19 protein-coding genes are annotated in these 17261 nt (G+C 48.3%); 16 read left to right on the plus strand and 3 right to left on the minus strand.

The window, feature by feature from the left end:
• Nucleotides 1-128 precede the first annotated feature (128 nt).
• Nucleotides 129-572 carry a hypothetical protein gene (locus tag O9139_RS28790; protein ID WP_270885179.1) on the plus strand — a complete coding sequence of 148 codons (444 nt, stop codon included), beginning with the start codon at nucleotides 129-131 and terminating at the stop codon, nucleotides 570-572.
• 130 nt (nucleotides 573-702) lie between these two features.
• Here O9139_RS28790 and O9139_RS28795 read toward each other — a convergent pair whose 3' ends face one another.
• Entirely contained in the window at nucleotides 703-969 is a 267-nt protein-coding gene (locus O9139_RS28795) for a hypothetical protein (RefSeq protein WP_270885180.1), read from the minus strand.
• A 24-nt stretch (nucleotides 970-993) separates the two neighbouring features.
• On the minus strand, nucleotides 994-1182 hold the full coding sequence (locus O9139_RS28800) for a YjzC family protein (RefSeq protein ID WP_270885181.1): 189 nt from the start codon (nucleotides 1180-1182) through the stop codon (nucleotides 994-996).
• Nucleotides 1183-1425: 243 nt separating this feature from the next.
• Here O9139_RS28800 and rpsF point away from each other — a divergent pair, with 243 nt between their 5' ends.
• From rpsF to O9139_RS28850, 10 genes are all read left to right on the plus strand, one after another.
• Nucleotides 1426-1713, plus strand: a complete 288-nt coding sequence (gene rpsF, locus O9139_RS28805) for a 30S ribosomal protein S6 (RefSeq protein ID WP_270885182.1) — start codon at nucleotides 1426-1428, stop codon at nucleotides 1711-1713.
• A 34-nt stretch (nucleotides 1714-1747) separates the two neighbouring features.
• On the plus strand, nucleotides 1748-2242 hold the full coding sequence (gene ssb, locus O9139_RS28810) for a single-stranded DNA-binding protein (protein WP_270885183.1): 495 nt from the start codon (nucleotides 1748-1750) through the stop codon (nucleotides 2240-2242).
• A gap of 23 nt (nucleotides 2243-2265) precedes the next feature.
• Complete coding sequence (gene rpsR / locus O9139_RS28815) at nucleotides 2266-2553, plus strand: 30S ribosomal protein S18 (protein WP_270885184.1); 288 nt, start codon at nucleotides 2266-2268, stop codon at nucleotides 2551-2553.
• Nucleotides 2554-2864: 311 nt separating this feature from the next.
• On the plus strand, nucleotides 2865-3176 hold the full coding sequence (locus tag O9139_RS28820; protein WP_270885185.1) for a MazG-like family protein: 312 nt from the start codon (nucleotides 2865-2867) through the stop codon (nucleotides 3174-3176).
• Between the two features lie 6 nt (nucleotides 3177-3182).
• Nucleotides 3183-4100 (plus strand): DUF2232 domain-containing protein, encoded by a 918-nt coding sequence (locus O9139_RS28825; protein WP_270885186.1) that lies wholly within the window; start codon nucleotides 3183-3185, stop codon nucleotides 4098-4100.
• Between the two features lie 18 nt (nucleotides 4101-4118).
• Entirely contained in the window at nucleotides 4119-6080 is a 1962-nt protein-coding gene (locus O9139_RS28830) for a DHH family phosphoesterase (RefSeq protein WP_270885187.1), read from the plus strand.
• Nucleotides 6077-6523, plus strand: coding sequence for a 50S ribosomal protein L9 (gene rplI, locus O9139_RS28835; protein ID WP_270885188.1), 447 nt, complete (start codon nucleotides 6077-6079; stop codon nucleotides 6521-6523). The genes O9139_RS28830 and rplI overlap by 4 nt, the downstream gene beginning before the upstream one ends.
• Nucleotides 6524-6584: 61 nt before the next feature.
• Nucleotides 6585-7949, plus strand: a complete 1365-nt coding sequence (gene dnaB, locus O9139_RS28840; protein WP_270885189.1) for a replicative DNA helicase — start codon at nucleotides 6585-6587, stop codon at nucleotides 7947-7949.
• Nucleotides 7950-8327: 378 nt separating this feature from the next.
• Complete coding sequence (locus O9139_RS28845; RefSeq protein ID WP_270885190.1) at nucleotides 8328-9614, plus strand: adenylosuccinate synthase; 1287 nt, start codon at nucleotides 8328-8330, stop codon at nucleotides 9612-9614.
• 125 nt (nucleotides 9615-9739) lie between these two features.
• Nucleotides 9740-10399, plus strand: a complete 660-nt coding sequence (locus O9139_RS28850) for a hypothetical protein (protein WP_270885191.1) — start codon at nucleotides 9740-9742, stop codon at nucleotides 10397-10399.
• On the opposite strand, the gene O9139_RS28855 is transcribed toward O9139_RS28850, so the two are convergent.
• Nucleotides 10396-10671: a hypothetical protein gene (locus O9139_RS28855; RefSeq protein WP_270885192.1), complete on the minus strand. Its 276-nt coding sequence runs from the start codon at nucleotides 10669-10671 to the stop codon at nucleotides 10396-10398. The two genes, O9139_RS28850 and O9139_RS28855, sit on opposite strands and share 4 nt — an antisense overlap.
• 265 nt (nucleotides 10672-10936) lie before the next feature.
• Between O9139_RS28855 and O9139_RS28860 the strand changes: the two genes are divergently transcribed.
• From O9139_RS28860 to yycI, 5 genes are all read left to right on the plus strand, one after another.
• Nucleotides 10937-12475 carry a M23 family metallopeptidase gene (locus tag O9139_RS28860; RefSeq protein WP_270885193.1) on the plus strand — a complete coding sequence of 513 codons (1539 nt, stop codon included), beginning with the start codon at nucleotides 10937-10939 and terminating at the stop codon, nucleotides 12473-12475.
• A 128-nt stretch (nucleotides 12476-12603) separates the two neighbouring features.
• A complete protein-coding gene (yycF, locus tag O9139_RS28865) occupies nucleotides 12604-13323 on the plus strand; it encodes a response regulator YycF (RefSeq protein ID WP_270885194.1) in 720 nt (239 codons plus the stop codon).
• 2 nt (nucleotides 13324-13325) lie between these two features.
• Nucleotides 13326-15155: a cell wall metabolism sensor histidine kinase WalK gene (gene walK / locus O9139_RS28870; protein ID WP_270885195.1), complete on the plus strand. Its 1830-nt coding sequence runs from the start codon at nucleotides 13326-13328 to the stop codon at nucleotides 15153-15155.
• Nucleotides 15152-16441: a YycH family regulatory protein gene (locus O9139_RS28875; RefSeq protein ID WP_270885196.1), complete on the plus strand. Its 1290-nt coding sequence runs from the start codon at nucleotides 15152-15154 to the stop codon at nucleotides 16439-16441. Before walK ends, O9139_RS28875 begins: the two co-directional genes overlap by 4 nt.
• Nucleotides 16442-16471: 30 nt before the next feature.
• Complete coding sequence (gene yycI, locus O9139_RS28880; protein WP_270885197.1) at nucleotides 16472-17251, plus strand: two-component system regulatory protein YycI; 780 nt, start codon at nucleotides 16472-16474, stop codon at nucleotides 17249-17251.
• Nucleotides 17252-17261: the final 10 nt, after the last annotated feature.

Genomic DNA, 17261 nt, shown 5'->3' on the forward strand with positions numbered 1-17261 from the left:
GTTCCACGTGAAACATTTTTCTGTGTCTAAAAAGAGCTTGCAATTACGAAAAATTCTTTTGGGATAAAATAGATGAAATTAACCGAGAATAAACGTTGCTATGTAAAACGTAATGGAGGTAAACAGAAATGAAGGTATGGATATCAATAGCGCTTGTACTGGCCATGACCGCCACAGGCTGCGCCAAGAAAGAGGGGACGAGCCCAGCAGCGAGTCCAGCCCCTACAGCGTCTGTACAGCCCTCTCCAGGCGCCACAGCAACTGCAGGCACGACTGGTGGAGGAACGGCGGGAGGGACGGCAACAGCATCGCCTGGCACAGGTGGTGGTACGACCGCGACCGCGAATCCGGAGCCACCGCCAAACATAACGAAAGCGCAGGAAGAGAAGCTGCCTGCTACCAGCACGTATGACGATCTTGTAAAATTAACAGGATCTAAAGGAAAGCTGGTTAACGACAGTAATGGTAAAAAAACATATGAATATGCCATATCGGATCAGCCGGGATATTACGTGGATTTTGTATATTTCAGCGATGGAAAAATGTCCGAAAAGAAAGTATTCAAAAAATAAATGGTGGCCAGAGTCTCAAGGTATCCGATCGCAGATGGACAAACCGAAACCCGAAACGACGAACCTGTGGCTTTGGTTATCTTATATAAAAGAAAAAACCCCTAAGCACAATGTTTAGGGGTATTACAATTTACTGTCTGCTTCTTCTGCGAACTCCAAAAGCAATACGGTCAATTATATAACCGACCAGCGCCCAAGTAGCGATTGTCAGAACATAAATAACCAGCATTTTGGTCATCGATATTTCATAAATGTTCGTAGAGATCGATGCGAACCAAGCAGGGATGCTCAGCGCATAGAAGAGCATATAAATGGCATCGTGATCATGGAAGACATAATGAATGAAACACAATGCAGCGCCAATGCAAGTAAACATCCAAGTAAAGGTAGTTCTCATACGGATTCCACCTTGCTTTCCAAGTTACTGCTTCATGTCTTTACGTTTCCATTTGCGGTTATGGTTACTGTTTTCCGGAAACGTATCCCCTTTTTTTAATACAACCCGTTTTGGATTGCTAATGCCCATGTGAAACGCATTTTCGCCGATTTCAATGTACTCCCCGTCATTGGGAACATGATCTCCGGCATTAAAGTGTGTCCACTCGCCCATAGTCATCCACCTTTCTAAATCATTCATCTTCACTCGAAATTAGATTGCCCAAATTAAAGCTCAGCATGTGCAAATGCCAATACCAGCTTCATCCTTTTATGTTTGTGAAATCGACTTGTAATCTGCCTACAGATTTGCTATAGTATTTGAGTGCGAGTTTTGAAAAAGAATTCTCGCTCCTTGCTCCTAAAGCTAATACAAGCTTTACTAGGGGGCCGCTTAGTCCAAAAGGAGGTGAAATACATGCGCAAATATGAATTGATGTACATCATTCGTACTGACGTTGAACAAGAAGTAGTTCAATCTACTGTAGAAAAGTTCCAAGGCATCATCACGAACGGTGGAGGCGAAATCTCCAAGCATGATCTGATGGGTAAACGTCGCCTTGCGTATGAGATCAATAAGTTCCGTGACGGTCACTATGTGTTGGTACACTTCAACGCAGAGCCAGCTGTCGTAGCTGAACTTGATCGCGTAATGAAGATTTCGGACGAAGTTATTCGTCACTTAATCGTTAACGACGTAGCTTAATGCATGCTAGAATTTTCGTCAGGGGGGAATTACCTTGTTGAACCGTGTCATTCTTATCGGTAGGTTGACCCGAGATCCAGAACTTCGTTATACTCCAGCTGGAGTAGCTGTAACCCAATTTACACTTGCTGTAGACCGTCCGTTTTCGAACTCTCAAACAAGAGAACGCGAAGCTGACTTTATCAATATTGTAACATGGAGACAGCTTGCTGAAACGTGTGCCAATTATTTGCGTAAAGGTCGTCTGACAGCAGTGGAAGGTCGCATTCAAGTGCGTAATTACGACAATAATGAGGGCAAGAAAGTTTATGTCACTGAAATTGTTGCCGATAATGTTCGCTTCCTGGAGTCCAGCAACAGCGGCAATCGAGAAGAGGGTTCAGGTGCAGGTTCTTACAATGCTAACGCTAGCCAAGGTAGTGGCGGTGGAGGCGGGGGCAATCGTTACGGTGGATCGCGCGAGCAGCAGGATCCTTTCATCGATGACGGGAAACCGATCGACATATCGGATGATGATTTGCCATTCTAAAGTAGAAAGGACTGAAAAGTACAATGGCTTTCCAAAAAAGAGATAACAATGGCGAAGACCGCGGCGATCGCAAATTCGCTCCTCGTGGTAAAGGCGGCAAAGGCAAGCGCCGTAAAGTTTGTTACTTCACAGTAAACAAAATCAAGCACATTGATTATAAAGATATCGAGACGCTGAAGAAGTTCATCAGCGAGCGTGGAAAAATCCTTCCTCGCCGTGTAACTGGTACTTCTGCGAAATACCAACGCGCTTTGACTATCGCAATCAAACGCGCTCGTACAATCGCACTTTTGCCTTACACAACGGAATAGTCTTCCAAAGAGAGCAGTCGGGAAACCGGCTGCTTTTCTTTATCCGTAAAGCTGTAAAAACAGATCTGGTGGATGGCTGCAGACAATTCCAATTCGAATGAAATTTGAATATAGATATAAGATCGCGGCACTTTGTGGATAACAGTTTTTGCTGATATTGAAACAATTCACATGTGGATAACGTATTATCAGTAATTACCCACAGCCCCAACCAGTTGTGATCGTCAAGTCCTGTAGAGGCTTTCTTTTCTCACCCTCTTTTGTGGTATAATTGTATGCATAGCCTTTTTTGGGGTTGGGAGAGATGACAGTTGCCAAATAGGGAAAGGGAAGTAGACCTCGCTAGGCGAGCCAAAGTGATCGAATGGCTCAAGACGGAAGTCGTTGACCATGTTGCCCATTTATTGAAGGGCATATGGGAAGGAAGCCAAGTGAAAATTGTGGACGGATTAGCCAGCTTAATTTCCTGTGGATATATTTTGGGTAGAAGACTGGGAATCTCGTACCGCAGCTTGGACGAAGCTATTGTGGATAAAATGAAAAAGCATCGCCAAGACGGTCATCAGCTCGAAGACTGGTATGGCGACATCTCGGCTTTGGAAGAACATTTACGTAAGAGGTGATCCCGTTTGGGGAATCGAAGTTGGCAGGGCATCATTTGGGCTATAGTGACGATTGCGTTGCTGTTATCCATGATGACTCCATTCATTATTTTCACAGTTAGTTTTCTAATGGTTCCAGTTCTCATGTTATACGTGAAATCGAGCACGAAGCGATTCGTCATTATGTATGTGTTAAGCTTGCTGATCGTATATGCACTCACGGGATTGCATGGGATGTTTCTCCTCTCGGTATCGCTATTTTTTCTGCCGCCTGTACTGGTCATGGGGAATTTATATAAACGCAAAGCTGCAGCCCGTACAGTAATTACATCAGGTACAGTTACCTTATTAGCGGAATCTTTGCTTAGCCTTGTAATCGGTTATTTGCTTGGTTTTGATCCGATCTCGAAGTTTAAACAGTTTATGAGTGACTATGTGACAACAACGATGCCTCCAGGACTAAGGGAACTGCTGCCTAATGACCATGACTGGTATGTAAATTTGATGGTGCAGGTCATTCCTTTATATCTCATCCTGTTCGCTTTGTTCTATGCATTCGTCTCACATGGAATTACACGTTGGTTTCTGAATAAAAGCGGAGAAGGGATTCCAGGGCTTCGTCCGATGAGAGAGCGGATGCTCCCCAAATCGTTCGTTTGGATCTATCTGATTGCATTCGTCTTGGATCTGTTTATTGACCCGGCGTCAAACTCATTAATTGCCACTTTGCTGATGAATTTGCTGCCGATTCTGGTATTGGCATTTGCCATTCAAGCTCTTTGCTTTTTGTTTTATATAGCTCATGCGAACAAATGGAAGCCTATTCTGCCGATTGTTGCGATTGTTATACTTTGCTTTATGCCTCCATTTTTGTTCATCTACAGCTTATTAGGGGTATTTGATGTTGCGTTTCCAATCCGAGAACGGTTTAAGAAAAATTTATAGGATTAGGAGCTAGTACGAATGCCGAGGTTCCTTTTAAAGCGATGGCATGGCCAACACATCGTGTGGATTTTCGTTTTGCTCATCATTATGACCTTGATCATCTTTTCGTTCCAATGGGTACTCGGCCTGATCTGCTTAGTGCTGTGCGGTGTGCTGGTCTACTTCACCATGCAGGCAGAGACAGCATTTCGCAGAGAGCTGAATACCTACATCGGAACCATTACACATCGGGTGAAAAAAGCGGGCAACGAAGTTATGAGCGGCTTCCCGATCGGCATTATTTTATATAATGATGAGAAACGAATTGAATGGCACAACCCGTTCGTGGCAAAGATGCTCGATCAAGAATCCGTCATAGGGGATTCGATATATGAGTATTTTCCTGACCTGAAAAATAAGAAAGAAAAAACCGATAAGTTCGAGCTAACGATCGGCAAGAACATTTATCAGGTCTGGACGCGCCAAGAGGAGCGGTTGCTCTATTTCCGTGAAATCACGGAGCAAGCGCTGCTGGCCAAGAAATATGAAGATGAGAAGACAGCGATAGGTATCGTCATGCTGGATAATCTGGACGAGGCCACGCAAGGGATGGATGATCAGACGCGCAGTATTATGCTGGCGAAAGTGACGGGTGAAATCACGGAGTGGGCCCAAAAGCATCATATTTACTTGCGGCGTACGGCATCGGACCGCTTCTTGATTTTGTTGGATCAGAGAGCTCTGCGTCGATTAGAGCAAACGCGTTTTGAAATTTTGGATGATGTTCGGGAAATTACGATTGAAAACAAGCTGCCGCTGACCTTGAGCATCGGGATTGCCTCAGGCGCCGAGCAGCTGATGGAGCTTGGACAAATGGCCCAGATGGGTCTCGATATGTCGCTCGGCCGCGGCGGCGATCAGGTCACGGTGAAGGTCGGACAGCGCCTGTCGTTCTACGGTGGCCGTACGAATGCGGTGGAGAAGCGGACGCGTGTTCGCGCTCGTGTTATCTCTCATGCGTTGCGCGACTTGATGAAGGACAGCGACAAAGTCATCATTATGGGGCATCGCTTCCCGGATATGGATTCGATCGGCGCGGCTGTCGGTGTCCTGAAGGCCGTCCAAGTGATCGGCAAAGAAGGATATATCGTGCTGGAGGGCGTGAACCCGTCGATCCAGAAGCTTATGGAGACGATCTCGGCCGATGAGCGCCTATACCGCTGGTTCGTGACGCCGGAGCAGGCGATGCAGATCACCACGCAGCGTACGCTGGCCGTCGTCGTCGATACGCATAAGGCGTCCATGGTAGCAGAGCCTAAGCTGCTGACGTTGACGCACAGAGTCGTTGTCGTCGATCACCACCGCCGCAGCGAGGAGTTCCTGCAAGACGCTATCCTGGTCTACATGGAGCCGTACGCATCGTCTACGTGCGAGCTTGTCACCGAGCTGCTGCAATACATCAATGAGAAGCTCACGATGGAAGTTCTTGAAGCGACGGTCTTACTCGCTGGGATCGTCGTCGATACGAAGAGCTTCAGCCTCCGGACTGGCGCGAGGACGTTCGAAGCAGCCTCCTACTTACGCCGCAACGGAGCGGACTCCAGCCTCATTCAACAGCTGTTGAAGGAAGATCTGGATACGTATCTGGAGAGAGCAGATATTATGAAGCATACCGAGACGCTTTACGAGCATATTGCATTGGCAGTTGCTGAGCCAAATCGTAAATATTCTCAGTTGATGATTGCCCAAGTAGCTGATACATTGTTGAATATGACGAATATCATGGCATCGTTTGTAATCTGTGAGCGGCTCGACGGCTTGATTGGCATTAGCGCCAGGTCGCTTGGGCAAATGAATGTCCAGCTCGTAATGGAACGGCTTGGCGGAGGGGGACATTTGACCAACGCCGCAACGCAACTGGAAGGCACCTTAGAAGAAGCAACGAGACGATTGAAACAAACACTTGAAGAGATGCAGGAAGAGGAGGGACTTTTCGAATGAAAGTCATTTTATTGAAGGACGTTAAAGGTCAAGGTAAAAAAGGTGAAATCAAAGAAGTATCGGAAGGCTACGCACAAAACTTCTTATTTGCCCAAGGATTAGCGGCTCCTGCTACGCAAGGCGCTGTTAAAACTTTGGATAACCAGAAGAAAGCTGAGCAGCGCCGCAAGGAAGAAGAAAAAGCGGAAGCACAGGCTCTAGGCGAGAAGCTAGGCGAAATGATGGTAACGATCAAAGCGAAAGCCGGTGAAGGCGGCCGTTTGTTCGGCGCAATTACGAGCAAGCAAATCGCGGAAGTGCTGGATAAGCAAAAAATCAAGATCGACAAGCGAAAAATCGTTTTGGACGATCCGATTCGTACACTGGGCGTAACTAAAGTGCCGGTCAAATTGCACACGGATGTTACGGCTACTTTAAGCGTACAAGTGTTGGAAGAGAAGTAATCCATTCAGCTTATCTATATGATGACAGCGAGACAAAACACAGAAAGGCGGGTACCTTGAAATGAGCGGTGAAAATATGTTTATGGATCGCGTACCGCCCCAAAATATAGAAGCGGAACAGGCTGTGCTCGGCGCTATTTTGATCCAAAGCGAGGCGCTGATCACAGCGATGGAGCGGGTCACAAGCGATGACTTCTACCGGGGCTCGCATCAGCGTATCTTTGAAGCGATTGTCGAGCTTGCGGAGGAGCAGGAGCCGGTCGATTTAATTACGCTGACGGCACGTTTGCAGGATAAACAGCAGCTTGAAGAGGTCGGCGGCGTAACCTACCTCTCCCAGCTGGCCAATGCGGTGCCGACGGCCGCGAATATCGACTATTACGCAGCAATTGTCGAAGAGAAGTCGATGCTTCGCCGCTTGATCCGTACGGCAACGCAGATCGTCTCCGACGGCTATGCCAACTCCGAGGACGTCGGCGCTATGCTCAGCGACGCGGAGGCGCGCATCCTGGAGATTTCGCAGCGCCGGACATCCAGCGGCTTCATCGGCATCCGCGACGTGCTCATGGAAGTATTCGAACGCGTCGAGCATCTCTACTCCCATAAGGGAGGATCCACCGGTATCCCGTCGGGCTTCGTGGATTTGGACAAGATGACGTCCGGCTTTCAGCGCTCGGACTTAGTTATCTTGGCCGCCCGTCCTTCCGTAGGGAAGACGGCCTTCGCGCTGAATGTCGCCCAGAACGTGGGCGTACGCGCGAAGGAAACCGTCGCCATCTTCTCGCTCGAGATGGGCGCGGCGCAGCTCGTTACGCGTATGATCTGCGCCGAGGCCAACGTCGATGCGAACCGCATGCGGACGGGCTATCTCGAAGGCGACGACTGGGAGAAGCTGACGATGGCGATCGGCGCGCTGTCCGAGGCGAACATCTTCATCGATGATACGCCGACGATTACCGTTGCCGATATTCGCGCCAAGTGCCGCCGGCTTCAGCAAGAGAAGGGCCTCGGCATGATTCTGATCGACTACCTGCAGCTGATTGCCGGCCGTGGTAAAGGCGACAACCGTCAACAGGAAGTCTCCGAGATCTCGCGTACACTGAAGCAGATCGCCCGTGAATTGAACGTGCCGGTTATTGCGCTCTCGCAGCTAAGCCGGGGCGTTGAGCAGCGTCAGGACAAGCGTCCGATGATGTCTGACCTTCGGGAATCCGGATCGATCGAGCAGGATGCCGACATCGTAGCGTTCCTGTACCGGGACGATTACTACGATAAAGAATCCGAGAAGAAGAACATTATCGAGATTATTATTGCTAAACAGCGTAATGGTCCCGTAGGTACTGTAGAACTCGCTTTTTTAAAGCAATTCAATAAGTTCGTGAATATGGATCGAAGTCATCAGGAAGTAGCAGCCGGGCAGTATTGACGGCAGCTGCTTCTTTTTTTTAGGGACATAAATTATTATTATGATCAATTTCCGAACAATTATACATACCCATTTAGAATTGTTCGTTTTTCATTGACTTTGCAGGTGGGGACTGCTACACTAAAGACGTTGAAAAAAACCTTGATGAAGATTTCTCAGTACCAGAGGAGAATCGAGTTAGGGTCGTTTTTCATGCCGAAAGGAGAGTTCCTTTGCACGGAGTAAGTCCTTCTTCAGTTCTGAGGTTCAGACAGTGAAAGGGGCATCTCGCACGGACTGCACGCTTTAGTGCTTTAACGAAGTCCAACTTTCCTTTGGGTACAAAAAGCCATAGCGGCTCATTATGGGTGATTCGTCACCGTACGGAGGTAAGTGAACATGTCAACAGTTGTTGTTGTCGGTACGCAATGGGGAGATGAAGGGAAAGGGAAAATCACGGATTTCTTGGCTGAGTCCGCAGAGGTTGTTGCTCGTTATCAAGGCGGTAACAACGCGGGGCACACAATCCTGATTGGCGACAAGAAATATAAGCTGACCATGGTTCCTTCCGGTATTTTTTATAAGGATAAAGCTTGTGTCATCGGAAACGGAATGGTCATCAATCCCGCGGCACTTATTGAAGAAATTAACTACATTCATGATAATGATTTTACAACGACAAATCTTAAAATCAGTGATCGCGCACATGTCATTATGCCGTACCACCTGGTTTTGGACGGACTGGAAGAAGACCGTAAAGGCGATAGCAAAATTGGCACGACCCGCAAAGGGATCGGTCCTTGCTATATGGATAAAGCAGCACGCAACGGCATTCGGATTGCCGATCTGATGGATCCAGAAGAGTTTGAGCTGAAGCTCAGACGCATCGTTGCTGAGAAGAACGTATTGATTGAGCAAGTATACGGTTCCCAGGGTCTTGACGTTGAACCTATTCTCAAAGAATACTTGGCCTACGCTGAAGTTCTTCGTCCTTACGTGACGGACACATCGGTCGTGCTGAACAACTACATCGATGAAGGCCGCCGCGTGCTGTTCGAAGGCGCTCAAGGCGTGATGCTGGATATCGACCAAGGCACGTATCCGTATGTAACATCTTCCAACCCTACAGCCGGTGGCGTATGTATCGGTTCCGGCGTCGGTCCGACAAAGATCCACAATATTATCGGCGTAGCCAAAGCGTATACAACACGTGTGGGCGATGGCCCGTTCCCTACGGAACTGAACAATGAAATCGGCGACTGGATTCGTGAAAAAGGCTTTGAATACGGTACAGTTACAGGCCGTCCGCGCCGTGTCGGTTGGTTCGACAGCGTCGTAGTTCGCCACGCGCGCCGTGTCAGCGGCATTACAGGTCTGTCTCTGAACTCTATCGATGTTCTGACAGGGCTGGAGACGGTCAAAATCTGCACAGGCTACATGTACCGCGGTGAGCTCATTGAGCACTATCCAGCGAGCTTAAAAGCGATCTCCGAGTGCGAGGCTGTCTATGAAGAGCTGCCAGGCTGGAGCGAAGACGTATCCGGTGCCCGCTCGTTGAGCGATCTGCCTGAGAACGCAAGACATTACGTGGAGCGTGTGTCTCAGCTGACAGGCATTCCGATTGCCATCTTCTCCGTAGGCCGCAACCGGGAGCAGACCAATATCGTTCGACCTATTTATGCATAAATACAAAAATCCTCTAGGCTGTCTATCAGCTTAGGGGATTTCTTTTTTAATAAGGGACTTAATGGGAGTGATTTCGTCAATACTGGGAGGTGAGAGATGATTATACGGCAGGAGTGATATTCATAATGAAAATTGTCAGATGGTTAGTCAAAATTGCGGTTGGAACGGTCCTCGTTACAACGTTAACGATATTTACGACATGGTACGTGGTGAATATGGCGGTTGAAGATATTTTCCGACAATTTAACCTGCCTGCTATGGGTAAAAAGGTGCAATTTTCTGAGTTTGCGGCAAGAATGGCGGCAGAGCTGAATATAGTTAAGCCAAGAGAGGGGGGAGAACAAGCGAACGCCACGCCGAAGCCAACGCCAACCCCTGCGCCCAGCCAGGGAGCAAGTCCTTCGCCAACTTCAGTTGGCACTATCGGTGGCGTGCAGCCAAGCGGATCCGGCGCGAATTCCGCAACCGGCGCTTCGAACCAGGCGGAAGAGGATGCTGTGGCGGTTATGGGACGTGCACAAACCGATGCAGATGCACAGAAGAAGGACATTGTGATATCGACGGAGGACTTTGCCAAAAAGAAAGACGCGCTTTCGAGCGATGATAAAATGAAAATTTTTTCGCTAATCTACTCAAAGCTCCCGCAAAGTGAAGTCCAGCATTTCTCTGCGATCCTCGAGGACGGAATTACGGCAGACGAGTTAAAGGAGGTGGACCAAACGCTGAAAAAGTATTTAAACGAGCAAGAATATAAGCAGTTGATGGATATCATCAACAAGTACTAAAAGGAGCGTAGTTCATGGAGATCTCCACCGAACTTGAGAATCGTATCCTCCGCTTCCCGATAGCGTGATTGCTGCACGCAAACTTCAAGTTCATAGGAGGGAGCAAGAGCCGAGCTTTCAATGCTTTGAATCATCATATCGGATTGATAGTCAATTAATGCAGCACTTAAATTTGGAAACTTCATATCAATTATACCCTGTTTTCTAAGCTGCTCCGCTGCTTGCTCCAGGTTGTCCACGTTATGAAAAGTGGCCGTTAGATTTTTTTCCATGAGGGATTTCCTCCTGATCGTATTCGCCAATATTGGCCTTATTGCAGATGTCGGTGTAGGGTTTTGTAACAAATAAACTGCAATTTTGCGTCATCTTGTGTGCATTCGACACGAATATATCACATGGCTATTTCGCAAATGTTGAAATAAGCAGAGAAAGTGTGGTAAATTTAACAAAAGGAAGGTATCCTCAATGGATATTATGTCTAATCAAGGTTGATTTATGTATCTGTGGATGCAAAACCGTTAAACAAGGGAGAAGATCATGACAGGTTTCAGGGGAATGCGCTTTGTCATGAATCTCATCGAGAGGTTCAAGGCTAAGCGAGAAAGCTTGACCGGAAATGAATCAGACAAGCAGCTAGAAGCAGCGACGACAACATCGACACTGACTGTTCTTCGACGTCATAAGTGGCCGGTTGTTCTTGGTGTAGGCGCTATTGCTCTTACGGGAACTATTACGCTTGCTGGGCATCAATATGTGGAAGCTGGTATGGTCAATGTGTACCATGTCATGCTGAATAACGAAGAAGTCGGAATCGTAACAGACAATAAGATCATTGATGAATATAAGCAGAACAGACATGAAGAAGTACAGAAAAATTTCCCAGATGTTCATGTAGTTGTGGATACGAGCAGAGTTACCTACTGGACTGAAAGGGCTTACAATCCAAAGACGAATGACATGGCCGTCATCGCTTCATTAAACACACTTCTCGTCCCGAAGCCGACTGGCGTCGAGCTGAAGGTCAACGATAAAGTCATAGCTGTCGTTAAGGATCAACAAACGGCAGATAGCATATTGGAACAAGTGAAGTCACCGTTCATGCCTAAAGCCAAGGATTCCGGTAAGGTAGCCGTTTTATCGGCAGGCGCTGCGGATGATATTAGCACGGCGCCATCAGAACTTGAGAAGGCAGAGTTCGTCGAGAAGGTTGAGAAGGCCGAGGTGCCGGTTGATCCGAAGGACATTGCCAAGCCGGAGGACGTCGTGAAGAAGCTGCAGACCGGCGACGTGCAGCCAGCCAAGTATACGGTTGTTGAAGGAGATTGCGTCTCCTGTATCGCTAAGAAGCTGGGCATATCCAAGCAGTTTATTTATGATAACAATCCGGGCATTCAAGATGATAAGCTGAAGATTGGCAACCAGCTTGATGTTACCGTGCTGCAACCGACGCTCTCGGTCAAAACAACGGAGAAGGTTGTCCAAAATCAAGAGATTCAGTACGATACGGAATATGTAAAGGACGACTCGATGCGAGTTGGCGTCACGCAGCCGATTTCGTCCGGTAAGAACGGGCTGAAGAAAGTCACCATTGAAGTGACGAAAGTTAACGGCTTAATGCAGAGTGAGAATGTAGTCAACGAAGATATCATAGATCAGCCTGTGACCGCTAAGGTGAAAAAAGGCACGAAGGTCATTCAAGGTGAAGGTAGCGGCAAGTTCGCTTGGCCTGTCATGTCACCGAGCATCTCCAGTACATTCGGATATCGTTGGGGCAAGCTGCACAAAGGAATCGATATTACCGGCAACAGAAACATTATGGCGGCCGATAACGGCAAGATCGTAGAAACCGGATATAAGTCAGATTACGGCAATTATATTATTATTAATCATCTGAACGGTTACGAGACGCTGTATGGCCACTTAAGCAAAATCTCCGTTTCTTCAGGCACGATCGTGGAGAAAGGCGATAAGATCGGCATTATGGGAAGCACAGGCGATTCGACTGGCGTGCATTTGCACTTCGAAGTGCACAAGAGCGGAGAGCTGCAAAATCCTTTGAGTTATTTAAATCGTTAAGGAATTGAAGAGGCAGGGTTACCAAGTGGACAACACGGGGGCCTTGTCTCTTTTTACATAAAAATATGGTAAAATAGACGGAAAGCAATAAGTAGTTGCAAGACTTTATTTTATAGGCGGTGGTACGTTTGTTTGGCAAGATTCTCGTTGTAGATGACGAACAACCGATTGCAGATATTTTGAAATTCAATCTGGAAAAAGAGGGCTATCAAGTAATCTGCGCCTACGATGGCGGGAGCGCGGTGGAGCTTGCTTTTTCAGAGCAGCCGGACTTGATCCTGCTGGATCTTATGCTGCCTGTGAAGGATGGCATGGATGTATGCCGGGAGGTTCGCTCGAAGCTGAATACACCTATAATTATGCTGACGGCCAAAGACACAGAACTGGATAAAGTGCTTGGCCTGGAAATGGGCGCGGACGATTATGTGACCAAGCCGTTCGGGACCCGCGAGCTGCTGGCTCGCGTGAAGGCGCACCTGCGCAGACAAAACAAGGCACAAACGGCGCCGCCCGAGCTGGACGCGCAGCGTAATGGGACGCGGATCCATGGGCTTTTTATCGATAATGACATGTATATGGTCTATAAGGACGATGTGCCGCTCGATCTGACGCATCGCGAGTTCGAGTTAATTCAATACTTGGCCAAAAACTCTGGCAAGGTCATGACACGGGAACACTTGCTGCAAGCCGTGTGGGGTTTCGAATATTTCGGCGATGTCCGCACAGTGGATGTGACGATTCGCCGTTTGCGCGAGAAACTGGAGACCGATCCGAGCCGGCCTGAGTATATTATGACGCGCCGGGGTCTCGGCTATATGATGCGGAGTCCGAAGGCCGGTGGCTTCTGAGAATGAAAGGGATCCGTTTCTTACAATCGATTCAATCCAAGCTGATTATTATCTATGTTCTGCTCATTCTGATTGCGATGCAGCTCATTGGCGTTTACTTTTATAAGACGGTTGAGACGTACTTTAAAAATGACTTTTTGGCTTCGCGCAATAATCAAGTGACGCTGATGGCAGGTTTCGTCGGGTCTTATTTGACAGGTGACCAGGATAGCAAAAACGCCGAAGGCAAGAAGACGTATGCGGACCTGAACGAGTTTGTCAGCAATTTATTTTCGATTAATAATGCGGAAATTCAAATTATTGATGCCAACGGCAATGTCATCAGCACGTCGGTGCCCAGCCATTTGAAACAACGCAATACGCAGCCCGAAGTCATTCGCGCCCTGCAGGGCATTAAGGACAATCAGCGGATTTTTACGGATGTCGATGGTTATCGTAAGGTTATTATTGCGAAGCCGGTAGGAAGCGGCGTACGCGTGCTAGGCGCAGTTTATATTATTGCCTCTATGGAGGACGTCTATAAAACCATTAGTTCCATTAACCGCATTCTGATCTCGGGGACGTTGATCGCCTTGGGGCTCACAGCTATTCTCGGGGTCATTCTGTCGAGTACGATTACGAACCCGATTAAAGAGATTACGAAACAGGCTACGGCTGTGGCTGAGGGGAACTTCGACCAGCAAGTGAAGGTGCAGGGGACGGATGAAATCGGCCAGCTGGGGCAGACGTTTAATTTCATGATGAACCGGCTCAAAGAGGCGCTCACACTCAATGAAGAAGAGAAGGAGAAGCTGGCTTCGGTTCTGACGAATATGAACGACGGTGTCATTGCAACGGACGATCGGGGCCACGTCATTGTCCTAAATCGGCGCGCGAAGCAGATTCTTCAGACGGAGGAAGAGGCTACGCTCGGCCGGGAAATATCCGAAGTGCTCGGCATCCCGATGGAGACGATACGCGAGTTTATTAACGGGCAGGTCAATACGACGCTGCTAGATATTGAGCTTCCCGATGATGAGGAACAGCTGTCTGTAAGAATTACGTTTACACCGATTCACCGCAGAGGGGAGGGGCTTAATGGGATTATTGCCGTGCTGCAGGACGTCACGGATCAAGAGAAGCTGGAGCAGGCGAGGCGGGAGTTCGTGGCGAATGTGTCGCATGAGCTGCGGACGCCGCTGACGACGATAAAGAGTTACTTGGAAGCGTTGGATGACGGGGCCATTGAGGAGCCCCAGTTAGCATCGCGCTTCATCAGTGTGACCCGCAGCGAGACGGAGCGGATGATCCGGTTGGTTACGGATCTGCTGCATCTGTCGCGTCTCGATTCGAAGCAGTCGATGATCAGCAAATCATCGACGTCAGTCAGCGAGATGCTGGAAGAGGTGGCGGACCGCTTCTCCTTTCAGCTCAGGCAGCGGAAGATCCGCATCTCCATTCAAGTGGAGGCGGGGGTGCAACAGCTGCTGCTGGACCGCGACAAAATCGACCAGGTCCTCGATAACCTCGTCTCTAATGCCATTAAATATACAGGTGATGAAGGGGCTATCCGCCTGAGTGCAAGAAATATAGATAAGGATATGCTGGAAATAACCGTTCAAGATAACGGAATCGGGATTCCAAAAAAAGATTTATCACGTATTTTTGATAGATTTTATCGCGTGGATAAAGCTCGGTCGCGCAATATGGGCGGCACAGGGCTCGGGCTGTCTATTGCCCGGGAAATAGTAAAGGCGCACGGCGGTACGATTGCCCTCGACTCTGAATTCGGCCAAGGGACACGCGTCACGTTTACGTTGCCGATTCGCAATGTGGAGGAGGACAAGCAATGATGGAGAGCTTGAAATCAGTCGTTCTTGTCATTTTGATTGGACTCAGCTTATATCAGAGCTTTCTGCTGTCCTCATACAGCCCGCCCAAGAGTGAGCCGATTCAGCAAAGCAACTATGTGCAGACAGAAACGCTCGGCAAGCCTTCGGAGCTGCAGGACATGCTGTTCCCGGATCAAATTATTGTGCATCTGGGCAATCAGCAGTATTCGGTCCTCTATCCGAACAACTACTATTACACGCGATTGTTGGAAAATATTAAACAACGCAGTTTTGACGGCTTTCGCAAAACGACGATGTATTTGGCCAACGTGAACTGGGAAGACGTTCGCACCAAGCAGCAGGGTGTAGAGATTCGCTTCCGCGACGGCATCCCGTTCTCAGTTATGCAGCAGCTGCTTCGTCTGGAAGGCGAGATGCCTGTAGAGAACGACAAAATAACGCGCATCTGGATTTTTACGAAGGGGACGAATGAGGATGTTCGTGCATTCTTTTTCACAGACTCGCCTAGTGTGGGCTATGAAGTGGTGCGGGCGGATTTTACGAGCAAAGATATTGAAAACTTCGCCGCCTATGGCGATTTGACGAATCTCTATAAAACGACGAACAACGGTGATTATTACTTGCCGATCAAACCGCTGCGAGTGCCTATTTACTCGTTCAGCTACAATCTGTTGACTGCGGATCAGTTAAAGCAGAGCCTGTTTGTCGATCCGGGCATTACGCGAAATTTGAAGGAGCGGGACGGTTCGGAAATTTATACGGACAGTAAACGAGGATTTCAGATTAACCGCGATCAGCGATGGGTGACGTATTCCGACCCTGTCGCGCCTGTAGGGACGAAGAGTGATGTGAAGGAAGACTTGCTGGCGGGAATTAAGTTTATTAACCAGCACATCGGCTGGGATGGCAAATATGCGGTAACGCATACGCCGGTGAAGCAATTGTATGACAATAATACGTTCTCTTTCCGTCAGTATTTTGAGTCTTTGCCTATTATTACAACCCAGGCTGACGGATTTGGCTTACTGAAGCTGCAGGTACAGAAAGGGATTGTCTCCGGGTTTGAGCGTTCCATGATTATACCTGACTTTAAGACGGGGCAGCGCAGAGACGGTGAGCTGATATCGGGAGACGCTCTGGAGGAACGGCTGCAGTATTATCAAAGGCGGACGAGCATCATTTCGATTTTTCCGGCCTATCGGCCAATTGTCTCGGATAAATCGGTTACGTTAGCTCCAACCTGGGCGCTTGAGCTGCGGGACGGCTCGGTCGATTTCATTGAATAAAGTTGATGTGAAGCGGAGGCAGATTAGACCATGAACTGGGGTCGGGCAAAAACGATTTTGATCCTCTCCTTTTTGATATTGAATATGATTCTCGGCTTTCAGATGTGGTCGGCCAAACGCTCCAACCAGACGGAAATCGCGGCTGACGCGTCCGGCACTGTAGAAGAGCTGAACCGCGTCCTGCGCAGCAAAAACATTCGGATTACAGAGGATCTGCCGACGGATTTGCCGAAGATGAAGGTTATTACGGTAAAGTTCGATGAGAATATGAAGCTGGATGAAGAGAAGCCGTTGAAGCAGCCGATGACGATGACCACGATTCTGGGCAAAGGCGTCAGCAAAGAAGTCCAGGCCCGATCGGAGATTCCTTATTTTGAGATGTATCAATTTGATTCAGCCACGAGTAAGAATGGCGTTTACCTTTTCAATCAGACGTACAATAAGCTGCCGCTGTTTGATGTCAAGGTTGAACTGTATGAGCATAATGGAGAAATTACCAGTTACCGACAAGCTTATGTTGAAGTAGAATCAGGAGTGGAACAAACGGAGCAAAAGCTGATCCCAGCTCAGCTCGCGGTGCGAAGTCTGGTTGAAAATTATTTGAGTGAGGGCTCCATTATTACGGATGTACGGCTGGGATATCACGGGCAGTTGTATAATTCGCCGACACAGCCGATGTTCCCGCATTGGCGGGTAACGATTGATAATGGTGACATTTATTATCTGCAGGCGTTCAATGGCGCGGTAGAGCCTCCGCAACGAGGGAACGATCAGCCGCCTTTTTCGACGCCTGAAGCGAGTAAGAAATAACGTGTTTGGA

It is taken from the genome of Paenibacillus aestuarii, assembly GCF_027789125.1.
GTDB classification, from domain to species: domain Bacteria; phylum Bacillota; class Bacilli; order Paenibacillales; family NBRC-103111; genus Paenibacillus_E; species Paenibacillus_E aestuarii.